The 16,115-nt window shown below is 57.0% G+C and carries 13 protein-coding genes and 2 tRNA genes; 9 read left to right on the top strand and 6 right to left on the bottom strand.

All coding sequences use genetic code 11. The features are described from left to right. The first annotated feature begins 6 nt into the window (after positions 1 to 6). The 9 genes from DBR30_RS03450 to pnp all read left to right on the top strand — a co-directional run bounded on the left by DBR30_RS03450 (position 7) and on the right by pnp (position 9,290). A tRNA-Leu gene (locus DBR30_RS03450) sits at positions 7 to 91 on the top strand. 92 nt (positions 92 to 183) lie between these two features. Then, positions 184 to 260: transfer RNA gene (locus tag DBR30_RS03445), tRNA-Met, on the top strand. Between the two features lie 166 nt (positions 261 to 426). Further along, positions 427 to 885 (top strand): ribosome maturation factor RimP, encoded by a 459-nt coding sequence (gene rimP, locus DBR30_RS03440; RefSeq protein ID WP_005338809.1) that lies wholly within the window; start codon positions 427 to 429, stop codon positions 883 to 885. A gap of 14 nt (positions 886 to 899) precedes the next feature. Next, positions 900 to 2,402, top strand: a complete 1,503-nt coding sequence (gene nusA, locus DBR30_RS03435) for a transcription termination factor NusA (protein ID WP_005338808.1) — start codon at positions 900 to 902, stop codon at positions 2,400 to 2,402. Positions 2,403 to 2,422: 20 nt separating this feature from the next. Further along, a complete protein-coding gene (gene infB / locus DBR30_RS03430; RefSeq protein WP_005338806.1) occupies positions 2,423 to 5,116 on the top strand; it encodes a translation initiation factor IF-2 in 2,694 nt (897 codons plus the stop codon). Between the two features lie 55 nt (positions 5,117 to 5,171). After that, positions 5,172 to 5,609, top strand: coding sequence for a 30S ribosome-binding factor RbfA (rbfA, locus tag DBR30_RS03425; RefSeq protein ID WP_042060105.1), 438 nt, complete (start codon positions 5,172 to 5,174; stop codon positions 5,607 to 5,609). A 1-nt stretch (position 5,610) separates the two neighbouring features. After that, entirely contained in the window at positions 5,611 to 6,561 is a 951-nt protein-coding gene (gene truB, locus DBR30_RS03420) for a tRNA pseudouridine(55) synthase TruB (protein WP_005338798.1), read from the top strand. Between the two features lie 144 nt (positions 6,562 to 6,705). After that, positions 6,706 to 6,975 carry a 30S ribosomal protein S15 gene (rpsO, locus tag DBR30_RS03415; protein WP_005338797.1) on the top strand — a complete coding sequence of 90 codons (270 nt, stop codon included), beginning with the start codon at positions 6,706 to 6,708 and terminating at the stop codon, positions 6,973 to 6,975. A 167-nt stretch (positions 6,976 to 7,142) separates the two neighbouring features. Continuing rightward, the gene (gene pnp, locus DBR30_RS03410; protein WP_108542210.1) at positions 7,143 to 9,290 is read left to right on the top strand and encodes a polyribonucleotide nucleotidyltransferase; all 2,148 of its coding nucleotides are present in this window, start codon (positions 7,143 to 7,145) and stop codon (positions 9,288 to 9,290) included. Between the two features lie 98 nt (positions 9,291 to 9,388). Here the strand turns inward: pnp and DBR30_RS03405 are convergent, their stop codons facing one another. From DBR30_RS03405 to DBR30_RS03380, 6 genes are read right to left on the bottom strand one after another with little or no spacing between them, the layout of a single operon-like run. Further along, on the bottom strand, positions 9,389 to 10,447 hold the full coding sequence (locus tag DBR30_RS03405) for a protein-glutamate methylesterase/protein-glutamine glutaminase (protein WP_005338795.1): 1,059 nt from the start codon (positions 10,445 to 10,447) through the stop codon (positions 9,389 to 9,391). Next, positions 10,444 to 10,935 (bottom strand): chemoreceptor glutamine deamidase CheD, encoded by a 492-nt coding sequence (cheD, locus tag DBR30_RS03400; protein ID WP_005349556.1) that lies wholly within the window; start codon positions 10,933 to 10,935, stop codon positions 10,444 to 10,446. Before cheD ends, DBR30_RS03405 begins: the two co-directional genes overlap by 4 nt. 3 nt (positions 10,936 to 10,938) lie before the next feature. Further along, positions 10,939 to 11,742 (bottom strand): CheR family methyltransferase, encoded by an 804-nt coding sequence (locus DBR30_RS03395; RefSeq protein ID WP_040068586.1) that lies wholly within the window; start codon positions 11,740 to 11,742, stop codon positions 10,939 to 10,941. Between the two features lie 57 nt (positions 11,743 to 11,799). Continuing rightward, positions 11,800 to 13,554, bottom strand: coding sequence for a methyl-accepting chemotaxis protein (locus DBR30_RS03390; protein WP_108542209.1), 1,755 nt, complete (start codon positions 13,552 to 13,554; stop codon positions 11,800 to 11,802). Between the two features lie 43 nt (positions 13,555 to 13,597). Next, positions 13,598 to 14,167 carry a chemotaxis protein CheW gene (locus tag DBR30_RS03385; protein ID WP_042080654.1) on the bottom strand — a complete coding sequence of 190 codons (570 nt, stop codon included), beginning with the start codon at positions 14,165 to 14,167 and terminating at the stop codon, positions 13,598 to 13,600. A 12-nt stretch (positions 14,168 to 14,179) separates the two neighbouring features. After that, positions 14,180 to 16,105, bottom strand: a complete 1,926-nt coding sequence (locus DBR30_RS03380; RefSeq protein ID WP_108542208.1) for a HAMP domain-containing methyl-accepting chemotaxis protein — start codon at positions 16,103 to 16,105, stop codon at positions 14,180 to 14,182. Positions 16,106 to 16,115: the final 10 nt, after the last annotated feature.

The raw sequence follows: 16,115 nt of genomic DNA, 5'->3' as shown, positions 1-16,115 counted from the left end.
AGTTTTGCCGTGGTGGTGGAATTGGTAGACACGCTATCTTGAGGGGGTAGTGCTCTAGGGTGTGCGGGTTCGAGTCCCGCCCACGGCACCAATTAAGCAGTGAGCTCGGGAAACCGAGTGTATTATAGCCAGTCAGTCTTGTATCAAGAGAGTGAAGTGGCTATAATCTCGCACGATTTCGGACGCGGGGTGGAGCAGCATGGTAGCTCGTCGGGCTCATAACCCGAAGGTCGTCGGTTCAAATCCGGCCCCCGCAACCAAATTTCACGCATTTCCTACGCTCAGGAAGGCGGTCGCTGCGAGGCGACAATCAGGGTAAAGCGCCAAGCCCCGATTTGACATCGGGGCTTTTTGTTATGTGCAATTTACTCTGAATCGATATCTATCTGGGCTTTATGCCCTTTTTTTGTTTTTCGGAGGGTGACTTTGGCTACGTTGGAACAACGTTTGACCGATCTGCTTGAGGCTCCGGTCGTTGCCTTGGGTTTTGAACTTTGGGGTATTGAGTTTATCCGTGCGGGTAAACACTCCACCTTGCGTGTCTATATCGACGGCGAGCAGGGTGTGACTGTCGAGAACTGTGCTGAGGTCAGCCATCAGGTTGGCGCCATCATGGACGTCGAAGATCCCATCACCGAGGAGTACTACCTCGAGGTATCCTCCCCAGGCCTGGATCGTCCCCTGTTCAAGGTTGCCCATTTCGAAAAATACGTTGGCCAAGAGGCGGCGGTAACGCTTCGGATGGCAACAAACAACCGCCGCAAGTTCAAAGGCGTAATCAAAGCTGTGCAAGGCGACATGATCACCCTGACAGTAGATGGTAAGGACGACGTGTTGGCTTTCACCAATATCCAAAAAGCGAACATAGTGCCGAACTTTGGTTAACGAGGCTATCGGATATGAATAAAGAGATTTTGCTGGTCGTTGACGCAGTATCCAACGAGAAAGCGGTACCCCGCGAGAAGATCTTCCAGGCTCTGGAAACCGCGCTGGCGACTGCGACCAAGAAGAAATATGAAGGCGAGATTGAAGTTCGGGTCGAAATCGATCGCAAGACCGGTGACTACGACACTTATCGCCGCTGGGTAGTTATTGCGGATCAAGCCGCGATGGAGAACCCCTATGCTGAAATCACCCTGGAAGCGGCGCAGATTGATCAGCCGGAGATCCAGATCGGTGAGTATGTTGAAGACCAGATCGACTCTGTGACCTTCGACCGTATCACTACCCAGACCGCCAAGCAGGTTATCGTGCAGAAAGTGCGCGAAGCCGAGCGTTCACAAGTAGTTGATCAGTTTAAAGATAAAGAAGGCACCATCATCAGTGGTGTGGTCAAGAAGAGTAACCGCGACAACGTCATCTTGGATCTGGGCAGCAATGCTGAAGCCGTGATCTTCCGTGATGACATGCTGCCGCGTGAAACCTTCCGCCCGGGTGACCGTGTCCGTGGCCTGCTGTATGCAGTGCGTCCGGAAGCCCGTGGTTCCCAGCTGTTTGTCAGCCGTTCCAGCCCGGACTTCCTGAAAGAGCTGTTCCGTATCGAAGTACCGGAGATCGGTGAAGAGATGATCGAAATCATGGGCGCTGCCCGTGATCCGGGTTCCCGCGCCAAGATCGCGGTGAAGACCAACGATCGTCGTATCGACCCGATCGGTGCCTGTATCGGTATGCGTGGCGCCCGTGTGCAAGCTGTCTCCGCCGAGCTGAGCGGTGAGCGCGCTGACATCGTGCTGTACGATGACAACCCGGCCCAGTACGTGATCAATGCCATGGCACCTGCCGATGTGGCCTCCATCATCGTTGATGAAGACAACCACACCATGGATATCGCCGTGGAAGCTGCCAACCTGGCTCAGGCCATCGGTCGCAATGGTCAGAACGTGCGTCTGGCCTCCCAGCTGACCGGTTGGGAGCTGAACGTGATGACCGTTGAGGACATGCGTGCCAAGCACCAGGCCGAAAACGACCGCATCATGAACCTGTTCACCAGCACCCTGGACATCGACGACGATTTCGCCGGTCTGCTGATGGAAGAGGGCTTCTCTACCCTGGAAGAGATCGCCTTTGTACCGGTCAACGAGCTGCTGGCTATCGACGGTCTGGATGAAGACATGGTCGAAGAGCTGCGCAAGCGCGCCAAAGATGCCCTGACTACCAAGGCACTGGCCAAAGAAGAGTCTTTCGATGGCGTTGAGCCGTCCGAAGAGCTGCTCAATCTGAACGGTCTGAGCCGCGAACTGGCTTACGCTCTGGCGGGCCGTGGCGTTGGCACCCTGGAAGATTTGGCTGAGCAAGGTATCGATGACCTTGCTGATATTGAAGGGCTGACTGCCGAGAAGGCAGGTGAGCTCATTATGGCTGCTCGCAATATCTGTTGGTTCGGAGAAGAGCAGTCCGAGTAAGATCAAACGGAGGAAAATGAATGGCAGAAGTATCAGTCAAACAACTTGCCACTGACATCGACACACCGGTTGATCGTCTTCTCCAGCAGTTTGTCGATGCCGGTATCAGCAAGAGCAAGGCCGACGACATGGTCAGCGAGTCTGAGAAACAGGCTCTGCTGGCACACCTGAAGAAACAGCATGGAGGTGACGAGGTCGCCGCTCCTGCCCGCATGACCTTGCAGCGCAAGACCAAGAGCACCATCAGTGTTCAGGGGACTGGCGGCAAGAACAAGGAAGTGCAGGTAGAAGTGCGCAAGTCTCGCACCTATGTAAGACGCTCGGCGCTGGAAGATGAACAGCGTCAGGCGGAAGCCGAGGAAACAGCGCGTTTGGAAGCAGAAGAAAAAGCTCGTCGCGAGGCCGAAGAGAAGGCTCGCCTCGAAGCTGAAGAGAAGGCTCGCCGTGAGGCTGAGCAGGCTCGTCGTGAAGCTGAGGAAAAGGCGCGGATCGAGGCACAATCAAAGGCTCGACAGGCTTCACAGCCCGCCAAAGCAGCCAGTAGCACAGCTCAGCAAGAGGCAGAAAAGATGGCCAAGCGCGAAGCAGAAGAACTGAAGCGCCAACAGGAACAAACAGCTTTGAAAAAAGCTGAAGAACTCGCCGCGAAGAAAGCCGAAGAGGCTCGTCTCATGGCGGAACAGAACGCAGCCCGCTGGGCTGAAGAAGAGGCCGCTCGCGCCAAAGAGAGCAGCGACTACCATCTGACCACCAACAAGCATGCGCAAGCCGCAGAAGACGAGTTGGATCGGAAAGAAGAGACCAGCCGCCGCACTGCCGCAGCTGCCAAGGCACCGAAGAAAGCCGGTCGTCGTGAAGATGATCGCGACTCTCGCAACCCGCGTGCCCGCAAAGGCAAGCGCGGCAAGGTCGCCATGCCGAACGCCATGAAGCACGGCTTCAACAAGCCGGCTGCCGTGGTGAACCGCGACGTCGTCATCGGCGAGACCATCACTGTGGCCGAGCTGGCCAACAAGATGGCCGTCAAGGGCGTTGAAGTCATCAAGGTGATGATGAAGATGGGTGCCATGGCCACCATCAACCAGGTGATCGATCAGGAGACCGCTCAGCTGGTCGCCGAGGAGATGGGTCACAAGGTTGTGTTGCGTCGTGAGAACGAGCTGGAAGAGGCGGTACTGTCCGATCGTGACGAGACCTCCGAAGCCAAGCCGCGCGCACCGGTCGTTACCATCATGGGTCACGTTGACCATGGTAAGACCTCGCTGCTCGACTACATTCGTAAAGCCAAGGTTGCTGCTGGCGAAGCCGGTGGTATTACCCAGCATATCGGTGCTTACCACGTCCAGACTGACAGTGGCATGATCACCTTCCTGGATACCCCGGGTCACGCGGCGTTTACCTCCATGCGTGCTCGTGGTGCCAAGGCGACCGATATCGTTGTTCTGGTTGTTGCAGCTGACGACGGCGTGATGCCGCAAACCATCGAAGCTATCCAGCACGCCAAGGCTGCCGGTGTGCCGCTGGTTGTGGCGGTCAACAAGATCGACAAGCCGGAAGCGGATCCGGATCGCGTCAAGACCGAACTGGCCCGTTACAACGTCATGTCCGAAGATTGGGGTGGAGACTGCCAGTTCGTGCACGTGTCCGCCAAGTCCGGCGAAGGCATCGACGACCTGCTGGAAGCCATCCTGATCCAGGCCGAAGTACTGGAGCTGAAAGCGGTGGTTGATGGCATGGCCAACGGCGTCGTGATCGAATCCTTCCTGGATAAAGGTCGTGGTCCGGTTGCTACCGTACTGGTACAAGAAGGTACTCTGCGTCAGGGCGACATCGTTCTGTGTGGTCTCGAGTACGGCCGTGTTCGCGCCATGCGTGACGAACTGGGTCGCGAGATCAAGGAAGCGGGTCCGTCCCTGCCGGTGGAAATCCTGGGTCTGTCCGGCGTTCCCTCTGCCGGTGACGAAGCCACCGTTGTCCGTGACGAGAAGAAAGCCCGTGAAGTGGCGCTCTATCGTCAGGGCAAGTTCCGCGAAGTCAAGCTGGCTCGCCAGCAGAAGGCCAAGCTGGAAAACATGTTCGCCAACATGACCGAGGGCGAAGTGTCCGAAGTGAACGTGGTGATCAAGGCCGACGTACAAGGTTCTGTGGAAGCGATCTGCGATGCGCTGGTCAAACTCTCCACCGACGAAGTGAAGGTGAAGATCGTGGGTTCCGGCGTAGGTGGTATCACCGAAACCGACGCGACCCTGGCAGCTGCCTCCAGCGCCATTCTGGTTGGCTTCAACGTCCGTGCCGACGCTTCTGCGCGCAAGGTCATCGAATCCGAGAGCCTGGATCTGCGTTACTACTCCGTCATCTATGACCTGATCGACGAAGTGAAGCAGGCCATGAGCGGCAAGCTGGCCCCTGAGTATCGTCAGGAGATCATCGGTCTGGCTGAAGTGCGTAGCGTCTTCAAGTCTCCGAAGTTCGGCGCCGTTGCCGGCTGTATGGTTACCGAAGGTGTGGTCAAGCGTTCCAACCGTATCCGTGTTCTGCGTGACAACGTGGTTATCTATGAAGGCGAGCTGGAATCCCTGCGCCGCTTCAAGGATGACGTCAACGAAGTTCGCAACGGCTACGAGTGTGGTATCGCGGTCAAGAACTACAACGACGTGCGCGAAGGCGACCAGATCGAAGTTTACGAGACTGTTGAAATCCAACGGACTCTGTAAGCCGAGAGTTAGACAAAATAGGGGGCCGCGGCCCCCTTTTATCGCAGGATAGAATATGGCCAGAGAATTCAGCCGGACCCGTCGGGTCGGACAGCAGATCCAGCGTGAAATCGCGCTGATCCTGCAGCGCGAGGTGAAAGACCCGCGCATCGGCATGGTGACCGTTTCCGATGTGGAAGTGTCCCGTGACCTCAACTATGCCAAGATTTACGTCACCTTCTTGCAGCTGGAAAATGATGCCGAGCGCATCAAGGAAGGCTTGCTGGGTCTGACCGAAGCAGCCGGATATATCCGTAGTCTGCTGGGCAGTGCCATGCGTCTGCGCGTGGTGCCCGAGCTGCGTTTCTACTACGACCAGACCCTGGTCGAGGGGATGCGTCTCTCCAACCTGGTGACCAACACTGTGCGTGAAGACAAGCGTCGCATGGCCGAATCCGGTCGTGACGAAGAAGCTGAATCCGCACCGGATGATACGACTGAGGATAAAGCCTGAGATGACCCGAAGACGTCGTTTCAAGGGCCGTGATGTGCACGGCATTCTGCTGCTGGACAAGCCGACCGGCCTGACCTCCAACGATGTGTTGCAGAAGGTCAAGCGCATCTACAACGCTGCCAAGGCCGGTCACACCGGCGCACTGGATCCGCTGGCGACCGGCATGCTGCCGATCTGCCTCGGTGAGGCCACCAAGTTCTCCCAGTATCTGCTGGAAGCGGACAAACGCTATGAGGTGACCGCCAAACTGGGCGAGCGCACCAACACCAGCGACTCCGATGGTGAGGTGGTCTCCACCCGTCCGGTGAACGTGGCTGTCGGTACCCTGATCGAGGCGCTGGACCAGTTCCGCGGCCCCATCATGCAGGTGCCGTCCATGTACTCCGCGCTCAAGCACAACGGCCGTCCGCTCTACGAATATGCCCGCGAAGGCATCGAGATCGAGCGTGAAGCCCGTCCCATCACCGTATTCGAGCTCAAACTGCTGAGCTTTGAAGGTGATGAAGTGCGCCTTGAAGTGCACTGCAGCAAAGGCACCTACATCCGCTCTCTGGTGGATGATCTGGGTGAAGTGCTGGGCTGTGGCGCCCACGTGACCCAGTTGCGCCGTACCCAAGTGGCCAGCTATCCGTACGAGCGGATGCTGACTCTGGAGCAGCTCGAGTGCATCTTCGAGCAGGCCAAGGCCGAGAGTATCCCGCCGCGCGAGCAGCTGGATCCGCTGTTGCTGCCGATGGACACCGCCGTAGCAAGCTTGCCCGAGGTGAACATGCTGGCTGTTGTGGCTGCCTATGTGAATCAGGGCCAGGCCGTGCAGGTGGCAGGTGCGCCGCAAAGCGGTCAGGTTCGCATGACGGTCGGCCCAGAGCGCGAGTTCATCGGGGTTGGCGAGATTGATGATGATGGCCGCGTCGCTCCCAAGCGACTGGTGCGTTATCACGACGAGGAGTGATCCTCAGGCGGTATCAGGGCGTCTTTCCCGTTTCGCCTCTTTATCGTTGCGAAAAGGGGCGGGGACGATTATGATACCGCCCTCATTTCACGGCTGAATTAGAGATTGGCTGTGAACCTTTAAACACTCTACTGGAGTATTACCATGTCTCTAAATGCTGAGATCAAAGCTCAAATCGTTGCTGACAACGCTCGTTGCGCCAACGACACCGGTTCCCCCGAAGTGCAAGTTGCCCTGCTGACTGCCCAGATCAACCATCTGCAAGGTCACTTCAAAGAGCACTCCAAGGACCACCACGGTCGTCGCGGTCTGCTGCGCATGGTTTCCCAGCGTCGTAAGCTGCTGGACTACCTGAAGCGTAAAGATTCCGAGCGTTATGCTGCTCTGATCGCCAAGCTGGGTCTGCGTCGTTAATCGACCATCAGATTTCGCGAAAAAGGGGAACCGTCAGGTTCCCCTTTTTTATTGCTCTTCAAGCCGTTGCCTGCCTCACAGAATTCGCGTCGCCGCTTACCTTTTGCATCGAATCAAGTATACTTGTGCGCGAATTTAAAGAGCCAAATTGTAAAAAGGAAATTCACGTGAATCCTATTGTAAAGTCATTCCAGTACGGTCAACACACCGTCACTCTGGAAACCGGTGTGATGGCCCGTCAAGCCACTGCGGCCGTTATGGTCAGCATGGACGATACCTGCGTATTTGTGACCGTAGTCGGCAAGAAAGAGGCCGATCACGGCCGTGATTTCTTCCCGCTGACCGTCAACTATCAGGAGCGTACCTATGCTGCTGGTCGTATCCCGGGTGGTTTCTTCCGTCGTGAAGGCCGTCCGAGCGAAGGCGAGACCCTCATCTCCCGTCTGATCGACCGTCCTATTCGTCCGCTGTTCCCGGAAGGCTTCCTCAATGAGGTTCAGGTCGTTGCGACCGTAATGTCCGTGAATCCGGCCGTATCCCCCGACATCGTTGCCATGATCGGTGCCTCTGCTGCACTGGCCATCTCCGGTATCCCGTTTGGCGGCCCGATCGGTGCTGCTCGCGTGGGTTACATGAACGGTCAGTATGTGCTGAACCCGACCACCACCGAACTGCCGCAGAGCGATCTGGATCTGGTAGTTGCCGGTACTGCCAATGCCGTGCTGATGGTTGAGTCCGAAGCGGCCATCCTTTCCGAAGAAGTGATGCTGGGCGCCGTGGTATACGGTCACGAGCAGATGCAGACCGTGATCAATGCGATCAACGAGTTTGCCGCTGCCGTCGGCACCAAGCCGTGGGACTGGACTCCGCCTGCCGTCAACGAAGCGCTGAAAGCCAAGGTTGCCGAGCTGGCGAGCGCCGAACTGGGTGAAGCCTACCGCATCACCGAGAAGGCTGTCCGTTACGAAACCATCGCAGCCATCAAGGGTCGTGTGGTTGAGCAAGTTATCGCTTCCGGTGTGGAAGAAGATGCCAAGAAGATCGGCGAAGAGTTCCACAGCCTGGAAAGCCGCATCGTTCGTGGTCGCGTAGTACGTGGTGAGCCGCGTATCGATGGTCGCGATCCGGAAATGATCCGCGCCCTGAGCGTAGGTACCGGTATTCTGCCCCGTGCCCACGGCTCTGCCCTGTTCACCCGTGGTGAAACTCAGGCTATCGTGGTCGCCACTCTGGGTACCGAGCGTGACGCCCAGAACATCGACGAGCTGACCGGCAACCGTGCCGATCGCTTCATGCTGCACTACAACTTCCCGCCATACTGTGTCGGTGAGACCGGCATGATGGGTAGCCCGAAGCGTCGTGAAATCGGTCACGGCCGTCTGGCCAAACGCGGCGTTGCTGCCGTGATGCCGAGCGCCGCCGAGTTCCCGTACGTGGTGCGCGTGGTGTCTGAAATTACCGAATCCAACGGTTCCTCCTCCATGGCCTCTGTCTGTGGTTCCTCTCTGGCGCTGATGGATGCCGGTGTGCCGATCAAGGCCTCCGTTGCCGGTATCGCCATGGGTCTGGTGAAGGAAGAAGAAGGTTTCGTCGTGCTGTCCGACATCTTGGGTGACGAAGATCACCTGGGCGACATGGACTTCAAAGTAGCCGGTACCACCGAAGGTGTGACCGCGCTGCAGATGGACATCAAGATCGAAGGCATCACCAAAGAGATCATGGAGATTGCGCTGAAGCAAGCTCGTGGCGCTCGTCTGCACATCCTGAAAGTGATGGATGAAGCTATCCAGGCTCCGCGTGCCCAGATCTCCGATTTCGCACCGCGTATCCACACCATCAAGATCAATCCTGAGAAGATCAAAGACGTGATCGGTAAGGGTGGTTCCGTGATCCGTGCGCTGACCGAAGAGACCGGCACCAACATCGAGCTGGACGATGACGGTACTGTACGTATCTCCGCCGTGGCCAACGAAGCCGCCATGGAAGCGATCCGTCGCATCGAGGCCATCACCGCCGAGATCGAAGTGAACCGCATCTATGAAGGTAAAGTTGTCCGTCTGGCCGATTTCGGTGCATTCGTCAACATTCTGCCGGGCAAAGATGGTCTGGTACACATCTCCCAGATCACCGACGCTCGCGTGCAGAACGTGGCTGACCACCTGACCATCGGTGACGTAGTCAAGGTGAAGGTACTGGAAGTGGACCGTCAGGGCCGCGTACGTCTCTCCATCAAGGAAGCGAACGCCCCGACCGAAGCAGCTGCACCTGCTGCTGACGCCGCTCCGGCCACTGAAGAAGCGCCTGCTGCAGAGTAATCTGCTCGCCTGATACCGGATTGGTTCCGGTTGATGTAAAAAGTCCGGCTCCCCAATGGGAGCCGGACTTTTTTATGATCAAAACGCGCGATAAGGGGTTATTTGCCGAGGATGGCGTACTGCATCTCTTGCAAGGGGAGCACATGGCGGGCTGCTCCCAGCTTGATCGCCTCTTTGGGCATGCCGAAGACCACGCAGGAGGCCTCATCCTGGGCATAGGTGTTGGCACCCGCATCCAGCATCTCGCGCAATCCCCGGGCACCATCATCCCCCATGCCGGTCATGATGATGCCGGTGGCATTCTTGCCTGCATATTTGGCGACGGAGCGAAACAGCACATCCACCGAGGGGCGATGGCGGTTGATAAGCGGCCCGTCGACTACCTCGACATGATAGTAGGCACCGCTGCGTTTGAGCAGCATATGCTTGCCTCCGGGGGCAATCAGTGCCAGCCCCGGGATCACCCTGTCATTGTTCCTCGCCTCCCGCACTTCTATCTGGCAGACCCCGTTCAACCGCTCGGCAAACATGGCGGTAAATTTTTCCGGCATGTGCTGCACGATGACAATGCCGGGGCTGACCCGGGGCAAAGCAGTCAGCACGGCTTCCAGCGCCTGGGTGCCGCCAGTCGAGGTGCCGATGGCGATGAGGCGCTCGGTGGTTTGTGCCATGGCGTGTTGGTTGGGCGCCAGCATGGCATCCGCGTTGAGCTTGGTGCTGACTGGTACAGAGGAGGGCTTGCCCACGCGCTTGAGGTTGGCTTGGGCCGCGGCACGTACCGCCATGGCCAGGTCGTGGGCAGATTCTTGCAGAAAGCTTTTTATCCCCATGGTCGGTTTGGTGATGATGTCCACCGCACCGGCAGCCATTGCCTGCAAGGTGGTCTCGGCCCCCTTTTCGGTGAGGGAGGAGCAGATCACCACCGGGGTTGGATGCTCTGCCATGATCTTGGTGAGAAAGGTGATGCCATCCATACGGGGCATCTCCACATCGAGCACGATGACGTCAGGCCACTCTTTCTTCAGTTTTTCCTGGGCAAACAGGGGATCCGATGCCGTGGCTATCACCCGGATATCAGGCTCCTGCTCCAGCACCGCTTGCAATACCTGTCTGACCACGGCGGAATCATCCACCAGCATGACCCGGATCTGCTTCATTCTCGCGACTCCCGTTGATGTGGCAGACGATGATGGCGGAGCCAGACACTGCCGTTGCTGAGCTCAAAGAGCAAGCTTCGGTGGCCGCTATGGCCAAGATGATGAGCCTTGATATCAAGGCCAAGGTGTCGGGTCAGCTGCCAGGCTGCCTGAATATTTTTGGCGGCGACATTGTTGTCGCTCTGTGCGTATTGAGGCTCGGTAAACATGTTGCCACCCCCGAACAACTTGGCCTCATATTCATGGATAGGGGCGGGATAGTGACTGGCCGCTTGCAGCAGCAAGGCGAGGGCCTCATCGGCATAGCGCCCATCCAGCTTGGTAGAGGGATTGCGCCGACTTGGCAGCATGTAGTGACACATTCCTCCCTGTTTCTGCTCCGGATGCCACAAGGTGATGGCAATACAGGAGCCCAGTACGGTTCTGACCACCACATCCTCCTTGCCAAAAAAGAGCTCTCCCGGTTGCAGGATCACCTCCCGAGTCATGACTTATCTCTTCTGATAGATGGAAGGCGAGACAAGCTGCAGGCCGTGGTGCAGGCCATGCAGGCTCTCGGCGTGGCTCACCAGCAGGTAGCCACCGGGTTTGAGTCTGGGTACCAGCCGCTGCAATACTTGCCCTTTGGTCTCCTTGTTGAAGTAGATCATCACGTTTCTGATGAAGATGACGTCAAACATGCCGATGTCCGGCAGATCCTGATTGAGGTTGATCTGCATGAACTGCACCTTGTCCCGCAATTTGCGATCGATGATGAAGATGCCCTCCTGCAGGCCCACACCCTTGAGGCAATATTTCATCAAAAAGGGCAGTGGAATATTTTGCGCCCGCTCGATGGGGTAGCGACCGCTCATCGCCTGTTCCAGCACCCGGGACGAGATATCGGAGGCCAGGATCTCCCAGTTGAAGGTACTGCGTTTTTCCGCAAGGGTCATGGCCAGACTGTAGGGCTCCTCGCCGGATGAGCTGGCAGCGCTCCAGACCCGCAATGGTTGCTCGGGCGGGAGCGCTGAGACTATCTCCCGCGTCAGAAACTCGAAGTGTTTGGGCTCCCTGAAAAAGTAGGTTTCGTTGGTGGTAAGGAGATCAAGCGCCAGCTGCAGTTCGCTGCTGCGATCGTTCATGATGAGCTGGAAATAATCGTCATAACTATCCAGCTCATAGTGGCAGAGGCGTTTCGCCAGGCGGCTGGCCACCAGCGCCTTCTTGGCAGGAGACAGCTCTATCCCCGCCGTTTGATGAAGCCAGCGCTGGAAACGGGAGAACTCATCATCATGCAGCTGGGTTTGATACAAAAAACTGTCCCTCTACCTGTGTTGTCGGAGATGGGAGAGGCAACGCCTCTCCCGTGGCTAGAACCGGACAAAATCGCCATCGCCGATGGGGCGTTGGACGGTGGCGGCTCGTTCCCGACTGTTGGCAGTGCTCTCGTTCATAAAGCGACCTCGGGTATTGGGGTGAAGATGCGAGGTGGCTGCTTTACCTTCTTTGGCGTGGGCCTCCAGGGTAAAGAACTCCATGGCCAGTTGCAGCTGTTCAGCCTGGCTGCTCATCTCTTCTGCTGTGGCAGCCAGCTCTTCGCTGCAAGAGGCATTTTGCTGGGTAACCTGACTCAGCTGGTTCATGGCCTGGTTGATCTGGCTGACACCGGTGGATTGCTCAACCGAAGCGGCACTGATCTCCTGCACCAGATCCGAGGTCTTGTTGATTGAAGGAACCATCTGATCCAACAAACGACCTGCTTTTTCCGCCATCTCGACACTGCTGGAGGCCAGCTCGCCAATCTCCTGTGCTGCAACCTGGCTGCGTTCGGCCAGTTTGCGCACCTCCGCCGCCACTACGGCAAAGCCTTTGCCGTGATCGCCTGCCCGCGCCGCTTCGATAGCTGCGTTGAGAGCCAATAGATTGGTCTGGTAGGCGATGTCATCGATGATGCCAATCCGTCTGGCGATCTGCTTCATGGCATCCACAGTCAGTTTGACTGCTTCTCCTCCCTCTACGGCCTCTTTGGCTGCCTTGCTGGCCATGCCATCGGTGACCTGGGCATTGTCGGTATTCTGGTTGATGCTGGCGCTCATCTGCTCGATGGAAGCGCTGGTCTCCTCCATGCTGGAGGCCTGTTCACTGCTGGATTGGCTGATCGACTGGGCGGTCGCGCTTACCTGCTCGGCGGCACTGGAGAGGTTGTCAGAGGCGCCGCGCACTTCGGTGACGATGTTGGTGAGCGAAGCGATGGTCTTGTTGAGCGCATCCTTGGTGGTGCCAAACACGCCGGGGTAGTCCGCCTCGATCTGTTGGGTCAGGTCACCCTTTGCCAGACATTGAACGACCCGGATGACGTCGTTGAGGGTGCTGTCGATCACTTCGGCAATCTGGTTGATCCCTTCTCCCATCGCCTGAAAGAAGCCGCTCTTGCCAGCAAGTTCCATCCTGCGGTGCAGCTCGCCATTGATCACGGCCTGCACAATGTCGGACATCTCTTTCTCTATCATTACCTCCTTGGTTCTGTCGGCCCATTCGACCACGGATCCCAACCGTTCTCCGGTATCGTTGAAGACCGGATTGGCGATCAGGGAGAAGGTGCGCCCCCCCAGCTGTATCTGGGTGCGGTAGGTGCTGTTGAGTTTGGCCAGCATGGCGCGCTGATGGCCGGGATTTTTATGAAAGCTGTCGATGTTGGCGCCCATCAGCTGATTGGCGTTGAAGCTGTATAGCTCTTTCTTGATGTCGGTCTCAGCCTGATTGAGCATGCCGGTCACAGCCTCGTTCATATAGATAATGTCGAGGTTGGTATCGGCAATCATCACGTTGGTGCTGGCGCAATCGAGGGCTTTGCGAACCAGCTGGTTCTCATGGAGCAACATCTGGTTCTTTTTAATGTCGTTGCGGCTCTGTTCCAGCTTGTCACTGAGCAAGGTGACCACCTCGTTGATGGCATGTCCTACTTCACGAAAGGGACTGTCCATACCGGAAAGATCGAGTGGTGCTGGAACCTGCTCTGCCAGGACTGCGTGTTGCAGCTGGCCGATTGCGTCGAGTAACTGGGTTCGCTGCCTCACTTCGGTGGTATTGTCTCCGAAGAGTTTTCCTAAGAGTGATTGGGTCATGAGCGTTTCCTTATGCTGCATGTCGTGGAGTATGGAGGCCTTTTCAGGAGGGTTGCAGGTTGCCTTGTGGCAACCTTGCCTGTGGCTGGGCCAGTTCGTTGAGTTGAGCCATCTCATCGAGTGACAACACTTTCCCGGTATCGATGAGGATGACGAATTTGCCGTTGACCTTGCCCATGCCGCTGATGAAATCGGCCCGGATGCGGGCACCAAAACTGGGTGGGGGCTCGATATCTGCTTGTGGGATACCCAGTACTTCCGATACGGAATCCACCACAACGCCAATATCCTGACCTACAGGTTCATCGCCCTGCGGGGCCACCCCCTCAATAATGACGATGCAACTGCGGCGAGTAATGACCGAAGGTGCATTGCCAAAGCGGGCATTCAAGTCTACGACCGACACTACCGCTCCTCTGAGGTTGATTACGCCGCGAATAAAACCCGGCATCATCGGAACCGGAGTGATATTGCCGTATTCGATGATCTCTTTGACCCCCAGAATATTGATGGCGAACATCTCGTTGTTGATCAGAAATGTCAGGTACTGGGCATCGCCACTGCTCTCGTCAGCGGCCGCTGATGGCACCGTGATGTCGGTGGATGTATGCATGGTCGCCTCCGGTTAAAAGCGGACAAAATCCGCGTCATCAATAGAATGGGATGATGGTTGATTGGGCTGGCTGGCCCGTTGTGGGGGGGCGATGAAACTGCCTCTGGGAGGCATGCCCTTGTGGCCGGTTTCATGGGGCCTGGTGTTGAGCTGCGCACTTTTCTCCAGAGCAAAAAAGGCCATGGTTTTCTGCAGTTCGCTGGCTTGTGAACTCATCTCTTCGGCCGTGGCAGCCAGCTCCTCGCTGCTGGCTGCATTCTGCTGTGTCACCTGATTAAGCTGGTTCATGGCCAGACTGATCTGGTTGGCTGCACTGGCCTGTTCGCCTGAGGCGGCATTGATCTCTTGTACCAGGTCAGAGGTCTTGCGAATGGAGGGGACGATCCTCTCCAGCAGGTTGCCAGCCCGCTCTGCCTTGCTGACGCTGTCGGAGGAGAGCTCGCCAATCTCCTGCGCAGCGATCTGGCTGCGCTCTGCCAGCTTTCTCACCTCGGCAGCAACCACCGCGAAGCCTTTGCCATGCTCTCCGGCGCGAGCCGCCTCAATGGCGGCGTTGAGGGCAAGCAGGTTGGTTTGGTAGGCAATGTCGTCGATGATGCTGACTTTCTTGGCGATTTGCTGCATGGCGGTCACCGTCTGTTGAACGGATTGGCCCCCTTCGGTGGCCTCCAGTACCGAGTTGCTGGCCATGCTGTCGGTGATCTTGGCGTTCTCGGTGTTCTGATTGATGCTGGCGCTCATCTGCTCGATAGAGGCGCTGGTCTCTTCAACGCTGGCTGCTTGCTCGCTGGTGGCCTGGCTCAATGCCTGCGCCGTGTTGCTCACCTGATTGGAGGCATTGGTCAGGTTGTCGGCGGCGTTGCGTACCTCTTCGATGATATTGGTCAGCGCAGTGATGGTCCGGTTTAGGCCGTCTTTGGTCTGGCCAAAAATTCCTGGATAGGGCTCATCGATCCGTTGGGTCAGGTCACCCTTGGAGAGCGCGGTGGCAATGCGCATCACATCTTCCAGGCTGGTATCTGTCACATGGGAGAGGCGATTCAGCAGCTCGGATACCCGCTTGATATAGCCTTGACGATCCTCCAGCGCAATCTTGTGGCTGAAGTCGCCCTGTTCGACTGCGGCAGTGACCAAGGTCTCGATATCCGTGATCAAGGCCCCCAGTTTCTTGACCATGTTATCCATCGCCATCAAGAGCTGACCCGCTTCATCGTTGGACTCTATCTGGATCGATACATCCAGATTGCCATCGGCCAGACTATTGGCCACGCGCAGAGCCTGTTCGATAGGGGTGATGATGCTTTTGATCAGCATGGTGCCAAACCAGGCTGCGAGTGCGATGCCGACTGCGATAACCACCGCCATGGTTATCAGCATCACGTCATACCAGGATTGTGCTGCGGTATATTCCGACTTGGCCACATTGAGCTGCAGGTTGACCAGCTCGGTGATTTTGTTGCCTATCGGGTCGATGGAGCCATAGAGGGCACCGTCAAAAGTGTTCAGCATGCCAGTAATCATGCCGTGCTGGGTGGCGAGGTATTTCTCCAGCTTGCCAATATCGGTATCAGCCGCGTTGAACAGGGTGTTAGCCTCTGCAGACAAGCGCTGTTCTTCCGGTGTGAGGGTGGTGGACTGGTAGTGATGCCACTCGTTTTTGATGGTCTGCTGGGCCTGTTGTATCTGCTTCAAAGCCTCTTCTGCCGGGATCAGCCCCGCATTGGCCTTGTTGAGGTTGTCGATGATCGAGACGGCATAGCTGTCGGAGATAGTCTTCAGCTGCTTGAGGGGAACCACCCTGTCGTTGTAAACGCGCTGCAACCCGGTATTGCTGCTCTGCATGTTGTATAACCCGAGGCTGCCAACGGCCAGCAGCAGCAGGCAGAGCATGCAGAGCAGTACGATAAGACGCAATTTGATGGTGGAATTTTTTAACATGATGGTCCCC

The sequence above is a fragment of the Aeromonas sp. HMWF017 genome, from assembly GCF_003061465.1.
In the GTDB taxonomy this organism is placed as follows: Bacteria; Pseudomonadota; Gammaproteobacteria; order Enterobacterales; family Aeromonadaceae; genus Aeromonas; species Aeromonas veronii.
The sequence above is the reverse complement of the archived record's forward strand: the minus strand, read 5'-3'. Positions and strand labels throughout refer to the sequence as shown.